The organism is Sphingomonas sp. R-74633 (genome assembly GCF_013416555.1).
GTDB lineage: Bacteria > Pseudomonadota > Alphaproteobacteria > Sphingomonadales > Sphingomonadaceae > Sphingomonas.
The window spans coordinates 32217-49983 of sequence record NZ_JACCFG010000001.1; the positions used below are offsets into that span (position 1 = coordinate 32217).

At 67.0% G+C, this 17767-nt stretch carries 21 protein-coding genes; 5 read left to right on the forward strand and 16 right to left on the reverse strand.

The genetic code is table 11. From position 1 onward, the window contains the following. Window positions 1–53 precede the first annotated feature (53 nt). From HZY97_RS00100 to HZY97_RS00120, 5 genes are all read right to left on the reverse strand, one after another. Complete coding sequence (locus HZY97_RS00100) at window positions 54–614, reverse strand: hypothetical protein (protein WP_180139046.1); 561 nt, start codon at window positions 612–614, stop codon at window positions 54–56. Window positions 615–694: 80 nt separating this feature from the next. Next, a complete protein-coding gene (ahpF, locus tag HZY97_RS00105) occupies window positions 695–2272 on the reverse strand; it encodes an alkyl hydroperoxide reductase subunit F (protein WP_180139049.1) in 1578 nt (525 codons plus the stop codon). Between the two features lie 238 nt (window positions 2273–2510). Continuing rightward, the gene (ahpC, locus tag HZY97_RS00110) at window positions 2511–3074 is read right to left on the reverse strand and encodes an alkyl hydroperoxide reductase subunit C (RefSeq protein ID WP_180139052.1); all 564 of its coding nucleotides are present in this window, start codon (window positions 3072–3074) and stop codon (window positions 2511–2513) included. Window positions 3075–3219: 145 nt separating this feature from the next. Then, window positions 3220–3882 (reverse strand): hypothetical protein, encoded by a 663-nt coding sequence (locus HZY97_RS00115; protein ID WP_180139055.1) that lies wholly within the window; start codon window positions 3880–3882, stop codon window positions 3220–3222. A 77-nt stretch (window positions 3883–3959) separates the two neighbouring features. Further along, the gene (locus tag HZY97_RS00120; protein ID WP_180139058.1) at window positions 3960–4724 is read right to left on the reverse strand and encodes a sulfite exporter TauE/SafE family protein; all 765 of its coding nucleotides are present in this window, start codon (window positions 4722–4724) and stop codon (window positions 3960–3962) included. Between the two features lie 154 nt (window positions 4725–4878). Here HZY97_RS00120 and epsC point away from each other — a divergent pair, with 154 nt between their 5' ends. The 4 genes from epsC to HZY97_RS00140 are packed head-to-tail and all read left to right on the forward strand — an operon-like array spanning window position 4879 to window position 7014. After that, window positions 4879–5568 (forward strand): serine O-acetyltransferase EpsC, encoded by a 690-nt coding sequence (gene epsC / locus HZY97_RS00125; RefSeq protein ID WP_180139061.1) that lies wholly within the window; start codon window positions 4879–4881, stop codon window positions 5566–5568. Further along, a complete protein-coding gene (locus HZY97_RS00130) occupies window positions 5569–5907 on the forward strand; it encodes a DUF2794 domain-containing protein (RefSeq protein WP_180139064.1) in 339 nt (112 codons plus the stop codon). A 22-nt stretch (window positions 5908–5929) separates the two neighbouring features. Further along, entirely contained in the window at window positions 5930–6631 is a 702-nt protein-coding gene (locus HZY97_RS00135) for a rhomboid family intramembrane serine protease (protein ID WP_180139067.1), read from the forward strand. Between the two features lie 59 nt (window positions 6632–6690). After that, window positions 6691–7014, forward strand: a complete 324-nt coding sequence (locus HZY97_RS00140) for a hypothetical protein (protein ID WP_180139069.1) — start codon at window positions 6691–6693, stop codon at window positions 7012–7014. 10 nt (window positions 7015–7024) lie between these two features. Here HZY97_RS00140 and HZY97_RS00145 read toward each other — a convergent pair whose 3' ends face one another. Beyond that, window positions 7025–7495 carry an Lrp/AsnC family transcriptional regulator gene (locus tag HZY97_RS00145; RefSeq protein ID WP_180139073.1) on the reverse strand — a complete coding sequence of 157 codons (471 nt, stop codon included), beginning with the start codon at window positions 7493–7495 and terminating at the stop codon, window positions 7025–7027. A 110-nt stretch (window positions 7496–7605) separates the two neighbouring features. Here HZY97_RS00145 and HZY97_RS00150 point away from each other — a divergent pair, with 110 nt between their 5' ends. Continuing rightward, the gene (locus HZY97_RS00150) at window positions 7606–8496 is read left to right on the forward strand and encodes an EamA family transporter (RefSeq protein WP_180139076.1); all 891 of its coding nucleotides are present in this window, start codon (window positions 7606–7608) and stop codon (window positions 8494–8496) included. Window positions 8497–8604: 108 nt separating this feature from the next. Here the strand turns inward: HZY97_RS00150 and HZY97_RS00155 are convergent, their stop codons facing one another. The 10 genes from HZY97_RS00155 to HZY97_RS00200 all read right to left on the reverse strand — a co-directional run bounded on the left by HZY97_RS00155 (window position 8605) and on the right by HZY97_RS00200 (window position 17717). Continuing rightward, window positions 8605–9714: a hypothetical protein gene (locus HZY97_RS00155; RefSeq protein ID WP_180139079.1), complete on the reverse strand. Its 1110-nt coding sequence runs from the start codon at window positions 9712–9714 to the stop codon at window positions 8605–8607. A gap of 106 nt (window positions 9715–9820) precedes the next feature. Next, window positions 9821–10714, reverse strand: a complete 894-nt coding sequence (locus HZY97_RS00160) for an SDR family NAD(P)-dependent oxidoreductase (RefSeq protein ID WP_180139093.1) — start codon at window positions 10712–10714, stop codon at window positions 9821–9823. 75 nt (window positions 10715–10789) lie between these two features. Beyond that, on the reverse strand, window positions 10790–11191 hold the full coding sequence (locus HZY97_RS00165; RefSeq protein ID WP_180139096.1) for a Fe-S oxidoreductase: 402 nt from the start codon (window positions 11189–11191) through the stop codon (window positions 10790–10792). 108 nt (window positions 11192–11299) lie between these two features. After that, entirely contained in the window at window positions 11300–11596 is a 297-nt protein-coding gene (locus HZY97_RS00170; protein WP_180139098.1) for a hypothetical protein, read from the reverse strand. A gap of 211 nt (window positions 11597–11807) precedes the next feature. Beyond that, on the reverse strand, window positions 11808–12500 hold the full coding sequence (gene phoB / locus HZY97_RS00175; protein WP_180139113.1) for a phosphate regulon transcriptional regulator PhoB: 693 nt from the start codon (window positions 12498–12500) through the stop codon (window positions 11808–11810). A 17-nt stretch (window positions 12501–12517) separates the two neighbouring features. Beyond that, a complete protein-coding gene (gene phoU, locus HZY97_RS00180; RefSeq protein ID WP_180139116.1) occupies window positions 12518–13219 on the reverse strand; it encodes a phosphate signaling complex protein PhoU in 702 nt (233 codons plus the stop codon). An 8-nt stretch (window positions 13220–13227) separates the two neighbouring features. Beyond that, window positions 13228–14013 (reverse strand): phosphate ABC transporter ATP-binding protein PstB, encoded by a 786-nt coding sequence (pstB, locus tag HZY97_RS00185; RefSeq protein ID WP_180139119.1) that lies wholly within the window; start codon window positions 14011–14013, stop codon window positions 13228–13230. Further along, window positions 14013–15308, reverse strand: coding sequence for a phosphate ABC transporter permease PstA (gene pstA, locus HZY97_RS00190; RefSeq protein WP_257214830.1), 1296 nt, complete (start codon window positions 15306–15308; stop codon window positions 14013–14015). Before pstA ends, pstB begins: the two co-directional genes overlap by 1 nt. Then, on the reverse strand, window positions 15301–16680 hold the full coding sequence (gene pstC, locus HZY97_RS00195) for a phosphate ABC transporter permease subunit PstC (RefSeq protein WP_180139122.1): 1380 nt from the start codon (window positions 16678–16680) through the stop codon (window positions 15301–15303). Before pstC ends, pstA begins: the two co-directional genes overlap by 8 nt. After that, a complete protein-coding gene (locus HZY97_RS00200; protein ID WP_373684236.1) occupies window positions 16680–17717 on the reverse strand; it encodes a substrate-binding domain-containing protein in 1038 nt (345 codons plus the stop codon). Before HZY97_RS00200 ends, pstC begins: the two co-directional genes overlap by 1 nt. Between the last annotated feature and the right edge of the window lie 50 nt (window positions 17718–17767).

Below are 17767 nucleotides of genomic sequence, written 5' to 3' on the forward strand. Positions count from 1 at the left end.
CTGTTTCGATTGTCAGGCGCCTATATAGTGGCTCGGGCGATTACGTCACCCTGTTACCACATTCGCCCGCAGCGATCGGTGGTGGAGTCGGGAACCATGGCCACGCGCCCCTTCGGGAAGATGGGGAAGGCGCAGCGCTTCAGGTCCTGGGCCACCACGGACCCGGCGCGCTTCTTGAACGCTTCGACGCCGGCAACGAAATCGTCCCGCGTGCCGGCGAATTCGCGGTCGAGCGCGGCCCGCCGCTCGGCGGAGACGCGCGGGCAAGCCCTGGCCAGCGCGTGCAGCTGGCCGCCCATCGCCCGCCAGAGCCCGGGCTCGCCGGTTCGGCGCACATAGTGATAGAAGGAGGAGGCCTGCAGGCAGTCATGGCCGCGGACCTCGATCTGCAGGACGTGGCCATCATCGAGCAGCGACACGGCCATGTCGCCGCCCGGCGCCTTCCATCGCAACTGCAATTGGGGCCGGATGCCGGGGCTGTCGAGGATCGGCAGCGCCGCCGGGTCGCGCTTCCCCTCGTTCAGGATCAGCGTCATCGCGCCGAACTGCGTGCCATGCTCGTCCGCGCCGCTCCATGCGGCGAAGGCCAACAGCAGGGGAAGTGCGCCGGTCATGGCCGATATCCTGCACCGCGCAGGGTTAAAGAAAAGGCCGGGATCGCGCCCGGCCCTTTCCACTCTCCATCAGCGAGAGATTACGCCGCCTCGCTCAACTCATCCGGCAACCGGATCATATAGTCGAACGCCGACAGCGCCGCGGTCGAACCCGCGCCCATCGCGATCACGATCTGCTTGTACGGCACCGTGGTGCAGTCGCCCGCCGCGAAGATCCCCGGCTGGCTCGTCTCGCCGCGCGCATCGATCTCGATCTCGCCGCGGTTGGACAGGGCGATCGCGTCCTTCAGCCACTCGGTGTTCGGCACCAGACCGATCTGCACGAAGATGCCTTCGAGCTCGACCTGATGCTCGGTGCCGTGGTTGCGGTCCTTGTAGGTCAGGCTGGTCAGCTTCTCGCCATCGCCTTCGACCAGCGTCGTCAGCGCCGAGGTGATCACCTTGACGTTGGGCAGGCTGCCGAGCTTGCGCTGCAGCACCGCATCGGCGCGCAGCTGGCTGTCATATTCGATCAGCGTGACGTGCGCGACGAGGCCGGCCAGGTCGATCGCGGCCTCGACACCCGAATTGCCGCCGCCGATCACTGCCACGCGCTTGCCCTTGAACAGCGGGCCGTCGCAGTGCGGGCAATAGGTCACGCCCTTGTTGCGATATTCCTCCTCGCCCGGCACGCCCATCGTCCGCCAGCGCGCGCCGGTCGAGAGGATCACGGTACGCGCTTTGAGCGAGGCGCCGCTCGCCAGCACGACCTCGTGCAGCCCGCCCTCATGCTTGGCCGGGACCAGCTTCGCGCCGAGCTGATGGTTCATAATGTCGACGTCATAGTCCTTGACGTGCTGCTCGAGCTGCGCGGCGAGCTTCGGCCCCTCGGTGTGCGAGACCGAGATGAAGTTCTCGATGCTCATCGTGTCGAGCACCTGCCCGCCGAAGCGCTCCGCGGCGATGCCGGTGCGGATGCCCTTGCGCGCTGCATAGATCGCCGCCGCCGCGCCGGCGGGGCCACCGCCGACCACCAGCACCTCGAATGGCTCCTTGCCCGCGATCTTCTCGGCAGTGCGCTTGGCCGCGCCCGTGTCGATCTTCGCGACGATCTGCTCGAGCTCCATCCGGCCGCTGGCGAACGGCTCGCCGTTCAGGAACACGGTGGGCACCGCCATCACCTTGCGTTCCTCGACCTCCGCCGGGAACAGTCCGCCGTCGATCGCGGTGTGGCGGATGCGCGGGTTGAGCACTGCCATCAGGTTCAGCGCCTGCACCACGTCAGGGCAGTTCTGGCAGCTCAGCGAGAAATAGGTCTCGAAAGTGAAGTCGCCGTCGAGGTTCCTGACCTGCTCGATCAGCTCCTGCGCCGCCTTGCTCGGATGGCCGCCGACCTGGAGCAAGGCGAGCACCAGCGAAGTGAACTCATGCCCCATCGGCAGACCGGCGAAGCGCACGCCGATATCGCTGCCGGTGCGGTGGATCAGGAAGCTCGGCTTGCGGGCGTCGTCGTCGGTGCGGACGACCGAGACCTTGTCCGAAAGCGCGGCGATCTCTTCGAGAAGCTCCCCCAGCTCGCGCGACTTGGCATCGTCGCCCAGCGAGGCGACCAGCTCGATCGGCTCGCGAATGTTCACGAGATAGCCCTTGAGCTGCTGGGTCAGATTGGCGTCGAGCATGGCTTTTCCTTTTTTCGTCACCCCGGACTTGTTCCGGGGTCCACCGCGCCGCGAGGCACTGGCGGTGGTTGTTTGAGGATGCGGCCAGTGCATTTCCTGGCGGCACCGCCGGTTGCTCAGTGGACCCCGGCACAGGGCCGGGGTGACGAGCAGGATACAAAACGGCCCGGGACGAAAGGTAACCTGCCGTCCCGGGCCGCATGGACGCCCGCCAGGGGGCTAACGGGCGTCTGGGGGATCAGATCTTGCCGACCAGGTCGAGCGACGGCGCCAGCGTCTCGGCGCCCTCTTCCCACTTGGCGGGGCAGACTTCGCCCGGGTGCGCGGCAATGTACTGCGCAGCCTTGATCTTGCGGAGCAGCTCGGCCGCGTTACGGCCCACGCCCTCGCTGGTGATCTCGACCAGCTGGATCACGCCTTCCGGATCGACGACGAAGGTGCCGCGATCGGCCAGGCCCTGGCCCTCACGCAGCACGTCGAAATTGGTCGACAGCGCGTGGTTCTGGTCGCCGAGCATGTAGTAGTTGATCTTGCCGATCGCCGGCGAGGTGTCGTGCCAGGCCTTGTGGCTGAAGTGGGTGTCGGTCGACACCGAGTACACCTCGACGCCCATCTTCTGGAGCTGCGGGTAGATGTCCGCCAGGTCCTCGAGCTCGGTCGGGCACACGAACGTGAAATCGGCCGGGTAGAAGAAGAACACCGCCCACTTGCCCTTCGTGTCCGCGTCGGTGACCTGCACGAACTTGCCTTCCTTGAAGGCCTGCGCGGTGAACGGCTTGATGGTGCTGCCGATGAGAGCCATTGCTTGGTATTCCTCCAGAACGGGGGTTGTTGTTGCAATGCGGCAAATAGGGTTGCTGCAGCGCAATGTGAAATGGGAAAGCCCGTTCGGGTTGATCGATCAAATCAATCAATAAAGCGCAACTGATCGACTTGACACGGATGGCCTATCGCGGGGGCGAAGGCGGCGCGGGCGGCGCCATGGCAGGCGCTGGCGCGATCGTCATCGTGGTTACACAGGGTTCCAGGCCGGCAATCGCGGCCGCGCGCGCTTTCCGGAAAAGCGCCGTCACGACCGGCTCCGCCGGCAGGCGCACGGTGCCGGAGGCGAGCAGCTTGCCATTCTGATCCCGGCGCTCGATCCGATAGGCGCCGCCCAGGCGGGCGCGGTCGATGGTCTGCGCCGCGTCGCCCGCACCAGCCTTGGCTATCGTGACCGAGGCGCGGCCTATATTCGCCGATGAATCACGGCGATGGACGACCCATCCGGTCCCGCCGGTACCGGGCTGTGCGCTTTGGGGAAACCATTGCAGCTGCTCCGTCGGGCCTGCAATCGCGTCCGGCATCACAACCTGGCTGGTGATCGACAATCCGGTGGGGGCGCCCAGCGCGTCTCCCTTGGGCGCATATCTAGCGCCGAGCGCGAAGCTGTGATCGGCGTTGTAGGACAGGATCAGCATATAGCTGACGAATGCGGGTTCACCGTCCTGCTGCGAGGCGGAGACGTTCATCTTGAGCCCGCCCTCCTCGAGCGTGACTCCGTGGCACTTGTCCGCTCCTGCGGCAGGCGTGCTCGCCAGCGTAATCGCCAGGCCGGTCATCCAGAACATGCGCTTCTCCCTCGACGGGCAAGGTCTCCCAGGTAATGCACGCCTGGCAAGCCCACTCCGGTCGGAAATGGCCCGGATCAGTGACTGAGTGCGCTATACACCGAATAGGCGCTGGTGATGGTCAGCAACGTGCCAACCAGCGCCATCAGCGCCCGGGTCGGAACGCGCTTCGCCAGCAGCCCGCCGAACGGCGCCGCGATCAGCCCGCCGATCAGGATCCCCACGGTCTGCAGCGAGAATGCCGCCCAGCCGAGCGTCGCGATGAACGCGGCCGAGACAGTGGCGGTGAGGAAGAACTCCACCGTGTTGACCGTGCCGATCGTGGTGCGCGGGCTTGCGCCCTGGACGAGCAAATTGCTGGTCACCACTGGCCCCCAGCCACCACCGCCCGCTGCATCGAGGAATCCGCCGGCAAGGCCGAGCGGCTCGATGATCTTGGGCTCGCGCGGCTCCACCGATCCGCGCCAGGCGCGGTAGAGCAGGTAAATGCCGATCGAGGCGAGATAGGTCATCACGAAGGGGCGGGTGACCGAAGCATCGACCGTGCTCAGCACATAGGCGCCGAGCACGCCGCCGATCACGCCGGGGATCAGCAGCCGGCCGAACAGCTTCCAGTTGACGTTCTTGTGCCAGACATGGCTCGCGCCCGATGCGGCAGTGGTGAAGGTCTCGACGGTGTGGACCATCGCGGAGGCCTGCGCCGGCGGCATCCCCATCACGCTGACGAGCAACGTGGAGTTGATTACCCCGAACGCCATCCCAAGCGCACCGTCGACCATCTGGGCGGCGAAACCCACGGCGATGAACGGCAGCAGGGCGGAAAGGTCGAGTCCAAAGATCATTCGCACCTTGAAGGTTGGGCCGGGATGGAATGGATGACGGGCGTAACGAGTTCCAACAAGATACATACTGTTTAGCGGGGCAAAGCCTGGGATGGGCCGTTCTGGAAATCGGCGCGGCTATGCACTAAATGGACGCGGCAAAGGGGAACCGGCCATGTTCCAGCGTCTTAAGGCGTATCTAGATTCGATCCGTGCGCGCGATCCGGCGCCACGCAGCAATGCCGAGATCCTGCTCTATCCGGGCGTATGGGCGCTCGGCTATCACCGCATCGCGCACGCGCTGTTCCGCAATCGCCTGTTTTTCCTCGCCCGCGTCGTGAACCACTGGTCGCGCTGGATGACGGCGATCGACATCCATCCGGGCGCGAAGATCGGGCGCAATTTCTTCATCGACCATGGCTTTGTCGTGATCGGCGAGACTGCGGAGATCGGCGACAATGTCACGATCTACCAGTGCGTCACTTTGGGCGGCACCAGCCCGGACAATGGCGTGGCGGGCAAGCGCCACCCGACGATCCTCGACGGCGCGATCCTCGGCTCGGGCGCGCAGGTGCTCGGGCCGATCACGGTCGGCGAGCGCGCCCGTATCGGCGCCAATGCCGTGGTGACGCGCGACGTGCCCGAAGGCGCGGTGATGGTCGGCATCCCCGCCAAGTCCACGCTGGTCGAGGCGGAGAAGTGGCAGAAGGGCTTCGTGCCCTATGGCACGCCGTGCAGCGAGATCTTCGATCCCCAGACCCAGAAGCTCGAGATCATGCGCTGCGAGCTCGAGGCGATGCGCAAGCGGCTCGATGCCGTGCTGGCCGAGCGCCATCCGGAAGGGGAGCAGCGCGACAGCGCCTAAATGGGCACCGTAACCCCGCTCCCGCTCGGACGTCCCGGCCAGGTCGGCTTCGATCGCCTGGAGCTCACCCGCATCCTCGATCTCTATGGCCGGATGGTCGCCGCCGGCCATTGGCGCGACTATGCGATGAGCTTCGACAATGACGCCGCCGTGTTCGCCGCCTTCCGCCGCGCCGCCGAGCGTCCCGAATTCCGCATCGAGAAGCGCCCGGCCTTGCGCAACCGCCAGGGCATGTGGGCGCTGGTCGGCGAGGGCGGCATGATCCTCAAGCGCGGGCAGGAACTCGGCCCGGTCCTCGCGCCGGTCGAGCGCCGGCTGATGAAGCTGGTTGAGGAATAGACGGCACATCCGGGGGGATCGCATGTTCAGCCAATCTGCACCGGAGCATGACGCGGAGACCGATGAGGCGCTTTTCCGTATCGGCTGGCACGTTCCCTGGCAGAGCAAGATCCTTCCCTATGCGCTGGCGGGCATCATGGCCGCGTTGTGGATATTCTACGATCTCTTCCGCAACGGGATGAGCGACTGGGGCGTGTCGGGCCGGGCGCTCGCCCAGGGTCGGTTCGAGACCATCCCGCTCCACATGTTCGCGCATGCCGGGATCTGGCACATCGTCATGAACGCCACCGCCCTGTGCGGGGTCAGTCCGCCGTTGATCGCGCTCATGGGCCGCTGGCCGGAAAGCTGGTTGCGCTATCTGGCGCTGTTCGTGGCGAGCGGGCTCGCGGGTATGGCGATGTACCTTGCCATCCATCCCCTCGGCACCACGCCGATGCTGGGGGCATCGGGCGCAATCTGCGGGCTGCTCGGCCTGCTGATCCGGCTCGAGGCGAGTGGCGCCGCGCTGGTGGCGGTGCGCTCGCGCAAGGTCTGGCTCGCGGTCAAGGGGCTGGTGCAGCAGAACCTGGTCCTGATCGCGCTGATCACGCTGCCGGCGTTGCTCTCCGGTCGCGCCGGCGGCATCGCCTGGGAGGCGCATCTCGGCGGTTTCCTCTTCGGCTTGCTCGTCGGCCCGCATTTGCTCTCCGCCACGCCGCCAATGCCGCTGCCCGAAGAGGAATAGCCGCGACAAACCCATGCGCGCTGCATGAAGACTGCATCACCTCCGCCTAGGTCGGTCGCATGAAGACGACCTTCCGCACCGCGCTCGCCTGGCTCCTGGTCAATCTGGCCGGCATCGGCGCGTTCCTCGCGCTCGCTTCGCAATATTGGGCCGAGCCCCAGATCACCGACCCCTCCGATCCGATTATCGGCGAGGCGATCGGCTGGTTCCTCGCGACCGCGCCGATCCTGCTCCTGTTCGGGCTCGCCAATATGATCTGGCTGATCATCTCGCTGCGCGGCGAGCCGCTGCACCGCTGGTGGCGGCCGATCCTGCTATTGGCGCTGGTCTATGGCTGCTGGCAGGCGGGCTGGCTGTTCGACAACGCCCATCACGGCGTCTGAGCTCGATCTTTCAGGCCACCGGCACCGGGCTCGTCCCGGTCTCACGGATCACCACCAGCGTCTCGAAGGTGCGCACCCGCTCGTGTGCCGAGAACATCCGGCGCACCAGATCGTCATAGCTTTCCATGTCGCGCGCGATGATCCGCACCGCGAAGTCATGGTCGCCGGTGACGTTCCAGGCTTCGATCACCGCGGGCTCGGCGCGGAACATGTCGAACATCTCCGCCACGGTATTGGCGTTCTCGCGCTCCAGCGAGACGAGCACGATCATCGACAGCGGCCAGCCGAGCGTCTTCGGGCGCACCACTGCGATCTCGCGCTCGATCACCCCGGCCTCGCGCAGCCGCCGCATCCGCCGGTAACAGGCGGGCGCGGAGAGGCCGACTTTCTCGGCCAGCGCCGCAACCGGCTGGTGCACGTCGAGTTGGAGCAGTTCGAGCAGCTTGCGGTCGAACGAATCGAGCGGTTCAATCTTCGTCATTTTTCGAGCCTAGGGCGATAAACTTTATCGAGTAACCGCAAAAATAAACCGCTCTTATCGCTCGGAATCCGTAGCTTGGGCCGCACACCATCGAACTTCCGAGTACGCCCATGTCCAGTCTTGCCGTTTCCCGGCCCGCTTCCGCGCGCCTTGATCTCGTCGCGCTCGGCGCGCTGTTCATATCGCTGATCTCGGTCACGATGGGCGCGACGTTCGCCAAGCAGCTCTTCCCGCTGGTTGGTTCGGAAGGTGCCACCGCACTCCGCCTGATCGTCGGCGCGGCGATCCTCTCGGCGGTGTTCCGCCCCTGGCGCGTCAGGCTCGAGGCGGGCTGGCGCTCGCTCCTCATCTACGGCGTCGTGCTCGGGGTGATGAACCTCAGCTTCTACAAGGCCCTGTCCTACATCCCGCTCGGCATCGCCATCGCGATCGAGTTCACCGGCCCGCTCGCGGTCGCGGTACTCACCTCGCGCCGCAAGGTCGACTTCCTGTGGATCGGCCTGGCGGTGTTCGGCCTGTTGCTGCTGCTGCCGATCTGGAAGGGCGCCGCGCATCTCGACTGGCGCGGTGTCGTTCTCGCGCTGGTCGCGGGCGCCTGCTGGGCGGCGTATATCCTCGCCGGCCGCCACGCCGGCAAGGCGCACGGCCCGGCGGCGGCGGCGGGCGGCATGCTGATCGCCGCCTGTCTCGTCGTCCCGGTCGGCGTCCTCCATTCGGGTGCGGCGCTGCTCCGTCCCGAGGCACTGCTGCTCGGCCTGGCAGTCGGCATCGTCTCCAGCGCGATCCCCTATGCGCTCGAGATGATCGCGCTGCCGCGCCTGCCGGCCAACACTTTCGGCACCCTGCTCAGCGCCGAGCCCGCTGTCGGCGCGCTGATGGGATTGCTGCTGCTCGGCGAGGTGCTCACCGGCCTGCAATGGTTCGCGGTGTGCCTGATCGTCTGCTCCTCGATCGGCACCGCGATGAGCGCGCGGCCCGGCGCCGTGATCGAACAGCCCTGAACGTAAAAACCCCTCCCGTGCCGGGGACACGGAAGGGGCAGGGTTTCGAAAGCCTGGGCTGGGGACCTGGGCTCTCATCCTCCCAAGGGAGGTACGGCCTGTGTCAGGTCAGGCCGTAACCAGTTGGGTCGGCGGCAGCCGCTCCTCGAGCCCGCCGAGCAGGCCGACGACCGCGCGGCGCACCGGCTGCCAGAAGGCCGAGAGCAGCAGCAGCGCCGAACCGATCACCAGCGCGGTCAGTGCCGCGGCCAGCTCGACCGCGCCGGTCGCCTGGAACAGCGCGTACATCGCCCACAGCACATAGATCAGGCTCGAGACGAGCAGCGCGCGGCGGTCGACCGCCAGCGCCACGAAGGCGAAGACGATGTAGAGCGCGATCACCACTGCGGCGATCGGGCCGGTAACCTCGCCGTCGAACACGCCGAGCATATGGAACACCGGATGCGCGATCAGCGGCGCCGCGGCGAGGTGGAGCCAGAACGCCACGTCCGAGCGGCGGGTGCGGCGCTCGAGGTCGCTCATGTCCCAGCGCATCGCGAAGAAGAACATCGCCACGCCCGCGACGAGCAGCATCTCGTTCACCCAGTCCTTGGCCTGCGGCACCAGCGCGAGCAGCACGCCCACGGCGGCACCGACGATGACCATTGCACCGGCGGCAACCGTGATCGGCACCATGAAGCGCTTCCAGTGGATCCAGGTCGCGATCGCGGTCAGCACGCCGACCGTCGCGGCCACGGCGCCGCCCAGCTGCTGGCGCTGCAGGTCGGTCGCGAGGTGCATCTGCTCCTCGATCCAGGGGATGTTCGCGGCGAAGATGCCCGACAGCGTCGCGGCCACGCCGCCGACAAAGCCGAGCATCAGCAGGATCGAGGGCAACGCCATGCGGCGCTTGGCAGTGAAATATTCGGCGAGCAGCCAGCTCGATGCGGCCACGGCGATGCCCCCGCCGATCATGTTGCCGCCCACTTCGCGCTCTTCCGGCCCGATGCCGATCGCCATCACGCCGAAATAGGCGCCAATGCGCCCCGCCGCGACGAGGATCAGCGCGGCGGCAATCGCCACGAAGATGTCGTTGAAGCCGGTGAGCAGCTTGAAATGCTCTTCGTCCACCGCCGGCGCCGATCGGCGCTCGGCGACATAGTTGCGCAGCGCATTCGCGGCGGCGGGGGAAAGCGCCCCCGCTTCCACGGCACTGGCCAGATCGCTTTCGCTATACATGGCATTCTCCTCCTGTTGGGGGACGATATACCATGTGTGTGTTAGTGAGGCAATACGGTAAGGCGGGCGCCACAAATCGTCATCCCGGCTTTCGCCGGGATGACGGCTATTCTTGCTGCAACCTGTTCAAAATCAGCATCGTCTGCTCGGCACCCGAACCGGGCACGATCTCGCCGGTCCGGTCGATGATCTGCGCCCATTGCGCCTGCACCGATTCAGGGGTGAGCGCCTCCAGCTTGGCGCCCTGGGTCAGCGTGACATAGGCGGCCTGGACCACGCCGCCGCCAGCGCCGACGATCTGGTTGGTCGGCGCGTCCTCGCTCACCAGGAACAGTGCGGCCGGCGCGACATTCTCGGGGGCGAAGACCTTGAAGGCCTCCTCGGGGAACAGGTCCTCGGTCATCCGTGTCCCCGCCACCGGCGCGATCGTGTTGACCTTGATCCCGTGCTTGGCGCCTTCGAGATAGAGCGTCTTGGTCAGCCCCGCGAGGCCGAGCTTGGCCGCGCCGTAATTCGCCTGGCCGAAATTGCCGAACAGCCCGGTGGAGCTGGCGGTCATCAGGATGCGGCCGTAATTCTGCGCGCGCATCGTCTCCCACACCGCCTTGGTGCAGTTCGCCGAGCCGATCAGATGGACGTCGACGACGAACTTGAAGTCCTCCGGCTCCATCTTGGCGAAGCTCTTGTCGCGCAGCACGCCGGCATTGTTGATCAGGATGTCGATCCGGCCCCATTTGGCCTTCGCCGCCTCGACCATTGCGACCATATGGTCATAGTCGGTGACGCTGCCGCCATTCGAGATCGCCTCGCCGCCCAGCGCTTCGATCTCCTCGACCACCTTGAGCGCCGCATCCGAATGGCCGGTGCCGTCGCGCGCGCCGCCCAGGTCGTTGACCACGACCTTTGCCCCGCGCTTGGCCAGCTCGAGCGCATAGCCGCGGCCCAGCCCGCCGCCCGCACCGGTGACGATGGCGACGCGGTCCTTGAAGTCGATGGTCATGAAAAGGCTCCCGGAATGATCGCGGGAGCCTAGCCAAGGAACCGGCGGACGCAAGCGCGCCCGCCGGCCAATCCTTTACCGCGACTGGCGGCAATGATCCTTGATGGTCTTCGAGCAACGCGGATAGCTCTTCGGGTCCGAAGGCATCGGCGCTTCTGCGGCCGGCGGTGCGGGCGGTGCGGGCGGTGCCGGAGCGGCCGCGGGCGGAGCCGGCGGGGTAGGGGCCATAGCCGCATCCGGGGCAGCCGGGGTTTCTGGCGCAGCAGGCGGCGGGTTGGTCGCCGGGGTCGCCGGCATCGCGGGGTCGGCCGGCGTCGCGGGCTCGGCCGCGGGCGGCGCTGGCGGCGTGTCGACCGGCGGGGTCGGCGGTGCAGGCGGCGTCGGGGCCGGCGCGGTCTGCGGGGCCGTCTGCGGCACGTCCTGCGCAAAGGCGGTGCCGCCGAGCGCCAGGGCCGATGCGAGCAAGATGAACTTCATGCGGTGCTTCCTCTCAAATTCGTCCCCCGCCCGCACCACTCGAAACGCGGTGCCGGGCGAAACGTTGCGCGCCCGGCACAGTCGGTCCCGAAAACGGGGAGCTTCGGCTCAGCGCCCGCCGCGCTGGCGGCAGCCGTCGAACTGGCCGCGCTTGCAGATCGGGTAGCTGTCCTTCGGTGCCGGCGGCGGGAAGGCCTCGGTCGGCGTCTGGGTGCTCGGCACGAACACGACCTGGGTGCCCGGGGGCGGGGCGGTGCCGGTGCTGAACAGCGGACCGGAGGGCGCATAGCCGCCCAGCTTGGTGGCTTCGTTGTTGCTCGGCGCCTCGGCCTTCTGGGCGGAGGTCTGCGCATGGGCGGCGCCGGTGACGAGCGTCATCGCGGCTGCCAGGGCAAGGAGTTTCATGGGGTCGTCTCCTGGAACCGGGCGCATTTAGTACGCCCGGACCCAGCAACGCGAAGGGAAAGGGATGGTTTCGTTAAATCGGGTTCACAAAGCTCCCCTCCCGCTTGCGGGAGGGGTTGGGGGAGGGGACGACATGCGAGAGGTAAGCGTGTCGCGCCACCCCTTCAGGCCCTCCCCTGGCCCCTCCCGCAAGCGGGAGGGGAATTAGACCTCAATTCCCCGCGTCGAGCGCATATCCTGCCGAGCGCACCGTCCGGATGATGTCCGGCCGGTTGCCATGGTTGATCGCCTTGCGCAGGCGGCGGATATGGACGTCCACCGTGCGGCTCTCGATGTCGCTGTCATGCCCCCATACCGCGTCGAGCAGCCGCTCGCGCGAGAACACCCAGCCCGGATGCTCGAGGAAATGTTTTAAGAGCCGGAACTCGGTCGGCCCGAGCTGGACGATCTCGCCGCCGCGGCGGACCTTGTGGCCCACCGTGTCCATCTCGATGTCCGAATAGATCAGCGCTTCGCCTGCCAATGCCGGGCGCACGCGGCGCAACACTGCGCCGACCCGGGCGACCAGCTCGCGCGGGGAGAAAGGCTTGGTGACATAATCGTCCGCGCCGGTCTCGAGCCCGCGTACCCGGTCCTCTTCCTCGCCGCGCGCGGTGAGCATGATGATCGGCACGTTCGCGGTCTCGGGCATGCGGCGCAGGCGCCGGCAGACCTCGATGCCGCTCAGCCCCTCGACCATCCAGTCGAGCAGCACGATGTCGGGCGTTGCCTCCTTGGCGAGGAGCAGGGCTTCCTCGCCGTCCGGAGTGTGCTTCACTTCATAGTCTTCGCGCTTGAAGTGATAGGCGACGAGCTCCGCGATCGCGGCGTCGTCTTCGACGAGAAGCATTTTCACGCGGGCCATATTCTTCCCCAATTCGCTCAGTTCGTCTCGGCTTCGCCGGTCTCGCGCTCGGCCATGTAATCGCCTGTCGCCGCGAAATAGACCATCTCGGCCACGTTGGTGGCGTGATCGCCAATCCTCTCCAGGTTCTTGGCGACGAACAGCAGGTGCGCGACCTGGCTGATCGTCTTCGAATTCTCGACCATGTAGGTCACCAGGGTACGGAAGATCGAATCGTAGAAATCGTCGAGCGCATTGTCGCGCGCGCAGATTCGCACCGCCGCTTGCGGGTCGCGCGCCGAATAGGCGTCGAGCACGTCGTGCACCATGTCGGCGGCGAGCTGGCCCATCGCCGGCAGGATCGAGACGACTTCGATCCGCTCCTCGCCCTCGGCATGGATCAGCGGCACGCGCTTGGCGATGTTCTTGGCGTAATCGCCGATCCGCTCGATCACCGCGGCGATCTTGAGCGCGGCGATCACTTCGCGCAGATCGTCCGCCATCGGCGCGCGCAGCGCGATGACGCGGACGACGAGCTTTTCCAGCTCGGCCTCGATCGCGTCGATCTGCTTGTCCTTCAGGCGCACTTCGTTGGCGAGCTCGGCATCGCCGCGCTGGAGCGCCAGCATCGCGTCCTCGATCGCCTGCTCGGCCAGCCCACCCATCTGCGAGATCAGCGCGCGCAGCTGGCCAATGTCCTGGTCGAACGCCTTGACGGTATGTTCCTGGCTGCCTGTCATGCCTGCTCCTAGCCGTACCGGCCGGTGATATAGTCCTTCGTGCGCTCTTGCCTGGGCGCGGTGAAGATGTTGTCGGTGTCGCCATATTCGACCAGCTGGCCGAGATGGAAGAAGGCGGTCTTCTGGCTGACGCGCGCCGCCTGCTGCATGTTGTGCGTGACGATCACGATCGCATAGCGCCCGCGCAGCTCGTGGATCAGCTCCTCGATCTTGGCGGTGGCGATCGGATCGAGCGCCGAGCAGGGCTCGTCCATCAGGATCACTTCGGGATCGACGGCGATCGCGCGGGCGATGCAGAGACGCTGCTGCTGGCCGCCCGAAAGTGCGGTACCGCTGTCGCTCAGCCGGTCCTTCACTTCGTCCCACAGGCCGGCGCGGCGCAGCGATTGCTCGACGATCCCGTCCATCGCACTCTTCGAGGAAGCGAGGCCGTGGATGCGCGGGCCGTAGGCGACATTCTCGTAGATCGATTTGGGGAACGGGTTCGGCTTCTGGAACACCATGCCCACGCGCGCGCGCAGCTGGACCACGTCCATCGCCGACGAGTAGATGTCCTCGCCGTCCAGCGTGATGTCGCCGGTCACCCGCGCGGTCGGGATGGTGTCGTTCATCCGGTTGAGCGTGCGCAGGAAGGTCGATTTGCCGCAGCCCGACGGGCCGATGAATGCCGTGACATTCTCCATGTCGACATCGATCGAGACGTCGCGGATCGCCTGCTTGTCGCCGTACGAGACGCTGACGCCCCGCGCCGACATCTTGTGCGCAGAGACGGGGAGGGGGGCAGCGTCGGTCATTACCAGCGGGTCTCGAACTTGTTGCGAAGATAGATGGCGAGCCCGTTCATGGCGAGCAGGAACACCAGCAGCACGAGGATCGCGGCGCTGGTCTTCTCGACGAAGCCGCGGCTGACTTCGTCGGACCACAGGAAGATCTGGACCGGCAGCACCGTGGCGGGGTCGGTCAGGCCGCCCGGCGGCGTCACGATGAAGGCGCGCATGCCGATCAGCAGCAGCGGCGCGGTCTCGCCCAGTGCACGCGCCATGCCGATGATCGTGCCGGTCAGGATGCCCGGCATGGCGAGCGGCAGCACATGGTGGAACACCACCTGGATCCGGCTCGCGCCGATGCCCAGCGCGGCGTCGCGGATCGAGGGCGGCACGCCCTTGATCGCGTTGCGGCTGGCGATGACGATGACCGGCATGATCATCAGCGCCAGCGTCACGCCGCCGACCAGCGCCGCCGAGCGCGGCAGCAGCGGCCCGACGCGCATCCCGAACAGGCTCCACGAGCCGAGGAACACCGCGAGCCCGAGCAGGCCGAAGATGATCGAGGGCACAGCTGCCAGATTGTTGATCGAAACCTCGATCAGGTCGGTCCAGCGGTTCTTCGGGGCATATTCCTCGAGATAGATCGCCGAGAGCACGCCCACCGGGAAGGCGATCAGGAAGGTCACCGCCATGGTCAGCAGCGAGCCCTTGAGCGCACCCCAGATGCCCACCGCCACCGGATCGGTCGAATCCGATTCGTGGAAGAAGGCAGTGTTGAACCCGGTGTGCAGCTTGCCCGCATCGCCCAGCTTGCGGGCGAGCGGCGCGGCGGCGGTGTCGTTGCCGCGCAGCCCCTGCTCGATCTGGGTCGATGCCGGCACCCACAGCGTCGTACGGCGGCCGAGCAGCGAGGGATCGGCCTTCAGCGCGTTGCGCACCTTGAGCCAGGCCGCGTCGGACAGCAGAGGCACGCCCTGCGGGCCATAGGCGGCGAGTGCGGCATTGGAGACCTTGTCCTCCAGCTCGGCGCCCGCCAGCGCGAGGTCGGCGCCCGGCGTCGAGAGTTGCGCCGGGTCGATCTTCATCGCCATCGCCGGGAAATCGAGCGGCAGCGCGATCTCGGTGCGGGTGAAGCCGCGCCAGCCATTGGTCACCATGGTGAACAGCAGGAAGGCGAGGAACGCGGCGGACAGGATCACCGCCATCATCCCGAACAGCTTGAAGCGCCGCTCGCGCGCATAGCGGCGGCGGATGCGCTTCTGCATCGCCGCGGTCTTCCAGTCGGTCGGCGCGCGCACGGCCTCGGGAGCGGGCTTATTCATAGGCCTCCCGGTATTTCTTCACGACGCGCAGCGCGACGATGTTGAGCAGCAGCGTGATCACGAACAGCGTGAGGCCAAGCGCGAAGGCCGCGAGCGTCTTCGGGCTGTCGAACTCAGCCTCGCCGGTCAGCAGGTCGACGATCTGCTTGGTCACCGTCGTGGCGCTCTCGAAGGGGTTGAGCGTGATATTGGCGGCGCCGCTGGCGGCCATCACCACGATCATCGTCTCGCCGATCGCGCGACTGACGGCGAGCAGTACGCCCGCCACCACGCCGGGAAGCGCGGCGGGCAGCAGCACCCGCGAGATCGTCTCGCTGTGCGTCGCGCCCATCGCCAGGCTGCCGTCGCGCATCGCGGTGGGCACCGCGGCGATCGAATCGTCCGCCATCGAGGAGACGAACGGGATGATCATCACCCCCATCACCAGCCCCGCCGCCAGCGCGCTTTCGGACGAAGCGAAGGGCATGCCGAGCATCACCGCGAAGTCGCGCACCGCCGGCGCCACGGTCAGCGCGGCGAAATAGCCGTAAACCACCGTGGGCACGCCCGCGAGCATCTCGAGCGTCGGCTTCATCCAGGCGCGCACGCGGGGCGCGGCGTACTGGGTCAGGTAGATCGCGCTCATCAGGCCGAACGGGATGGCGACCAGCATCGCGATCACCGCGCCGATGAAGAAGGTGCCCCAGAACAACGGCACGGCACCCAGCGACTTGCCGGGATGCGCCGTGTCGATGACCTGCGGGCTCCAGTGCGTGCCGAACAGGAAGTCGGTCAGCGGCACCTGTTCGAAGAAGCGCAGCGATTCCCACAGCAGCGACAGGAAGATGCCCAACGTCGTCAGGATCGCGATCAGCGAGGCGACGAGCAGCATCGTCATCACGATCCGCTCGACCTGGCTGCGCGCCTTGAGCTGCGCGCGCACCCGCGACCAGGCGAACAGGCCAAAGGCGAAGGCAAGCAGGATCGCGATCGTGCCGCCCATCCAGTTGTAGCGAGTCTCGGCCGCACGGGTCGGGGCGGCGAGCTGCTGGGCGACCGGATCGAAGGCGCGGGCATCCTGCGGATTCTCCGCCACGCGCTTGGCCTCGGCGAGCAGCGCGTCGCGCTCGAACTCGAATTGCGGCAGCTGTGCCGCGGCCGGATGCTCGAGCACTGCGCTGCGCACCAGCCCCGGCGAGAGCGAGGCCCAGATCGCGACGAACAGCAGTGCCGGCAGCACTGCCCAGGTTGCGACATACCAGCCATGCTGCGAGGGCAGCGAATGGAGCCGCTTCGCCCCGCCGCGATCGATCCGCAGCGCGCGCGCGCGGCCGGTCAGCCAGCCGATCAGGCCAAGCCCGGCGATCAGGAAGAGCAGCGCCAGCGGGTTCATCAGTGCAGCCCGGCCGGATCGAGCGCAGTGCGCTGCTTGAGGATCTCCAGCGAATGTGCGCGCACCGCGTCGGGCGCCGCGATCAGCCCGCGCCGGCTCAGCTTGCCGCCCGGGTTCCACATCGTGGCATACAGCGCCAGGAAGTCGTTCAGCCCCGGCACCGCGCGCAGATGGCGCTTCTTCACATAGAGGAACAGCGGCCGCGCGCCCGGATAGGCGCCGCTGGCGATCGTCGCATAGCTCGGCGCCACGCCCTCGATCGGCACGCCGTGCAGCCGGTCGGCATTCTCCTCGAGATAGGAATAGCCGAACACGCCGATCGCATTGGGGTTCTGCGCCAGGCCCTGGACGATCAAATTATCGTTCTCGCCCTTGTCGATATAGGGCCCGTCGTCGCGGATGCGCTTGCAGCGATTGTCATAGGGGCTGGTGTCCTTCGCCGCCTTCATCGCATGCGCGGCCGGATCGGCCTCGGCGCAGCCCGGCTCGAGCACGAGCTCGACCAGCGCGTCACGCGTGCCGCTGGTCGAGGGGGGCCCCATCACCTGGATCGGGATCGCGGGCAGGCTCGGGTTCACGTCGCGCCAGGTCCGCGCCGGATTGCTGTCCTTGCCGAACGGATGCGCGGCCAGCGCCAGATAGACGTCCTTCTTGGTCAGCGTCAGCTTCGGGCCGTTATTGGCCTCGGCCAGCGCGACGCCGTCGATGCCGATCTGCACTTCCATGATCTCGCCGACCTGGTTGCGCTGGCACTCGGCATATTCGCTCTTCTTGATCCGCCGCGATGCGTTGGCGATGTCGGGGAATTGCCAGCCCACGCCCTCGCAGAAGCGCTTCAGCCCCGCCCCGGTGCCGATCGATTCGACCACCGGCGCGCGGTGCCCGCTGCCCTGGTTGACGAAGGCTTCGGCCACGGCGGTGGTGAAGGGATAGACCGTCGACGAGCCGACCACGCGGATCTCCCGCGCGCTGTTGCCGTTGCAGGCAGTCAGCGTCAGCGCGGTCGCCACGAGTGCAAGCCTGCCGAAAATGGTCACGTCTCCCGGGAACCGGCATTGGGCGAGAATCACCCTGCGGCTCGGCCCGG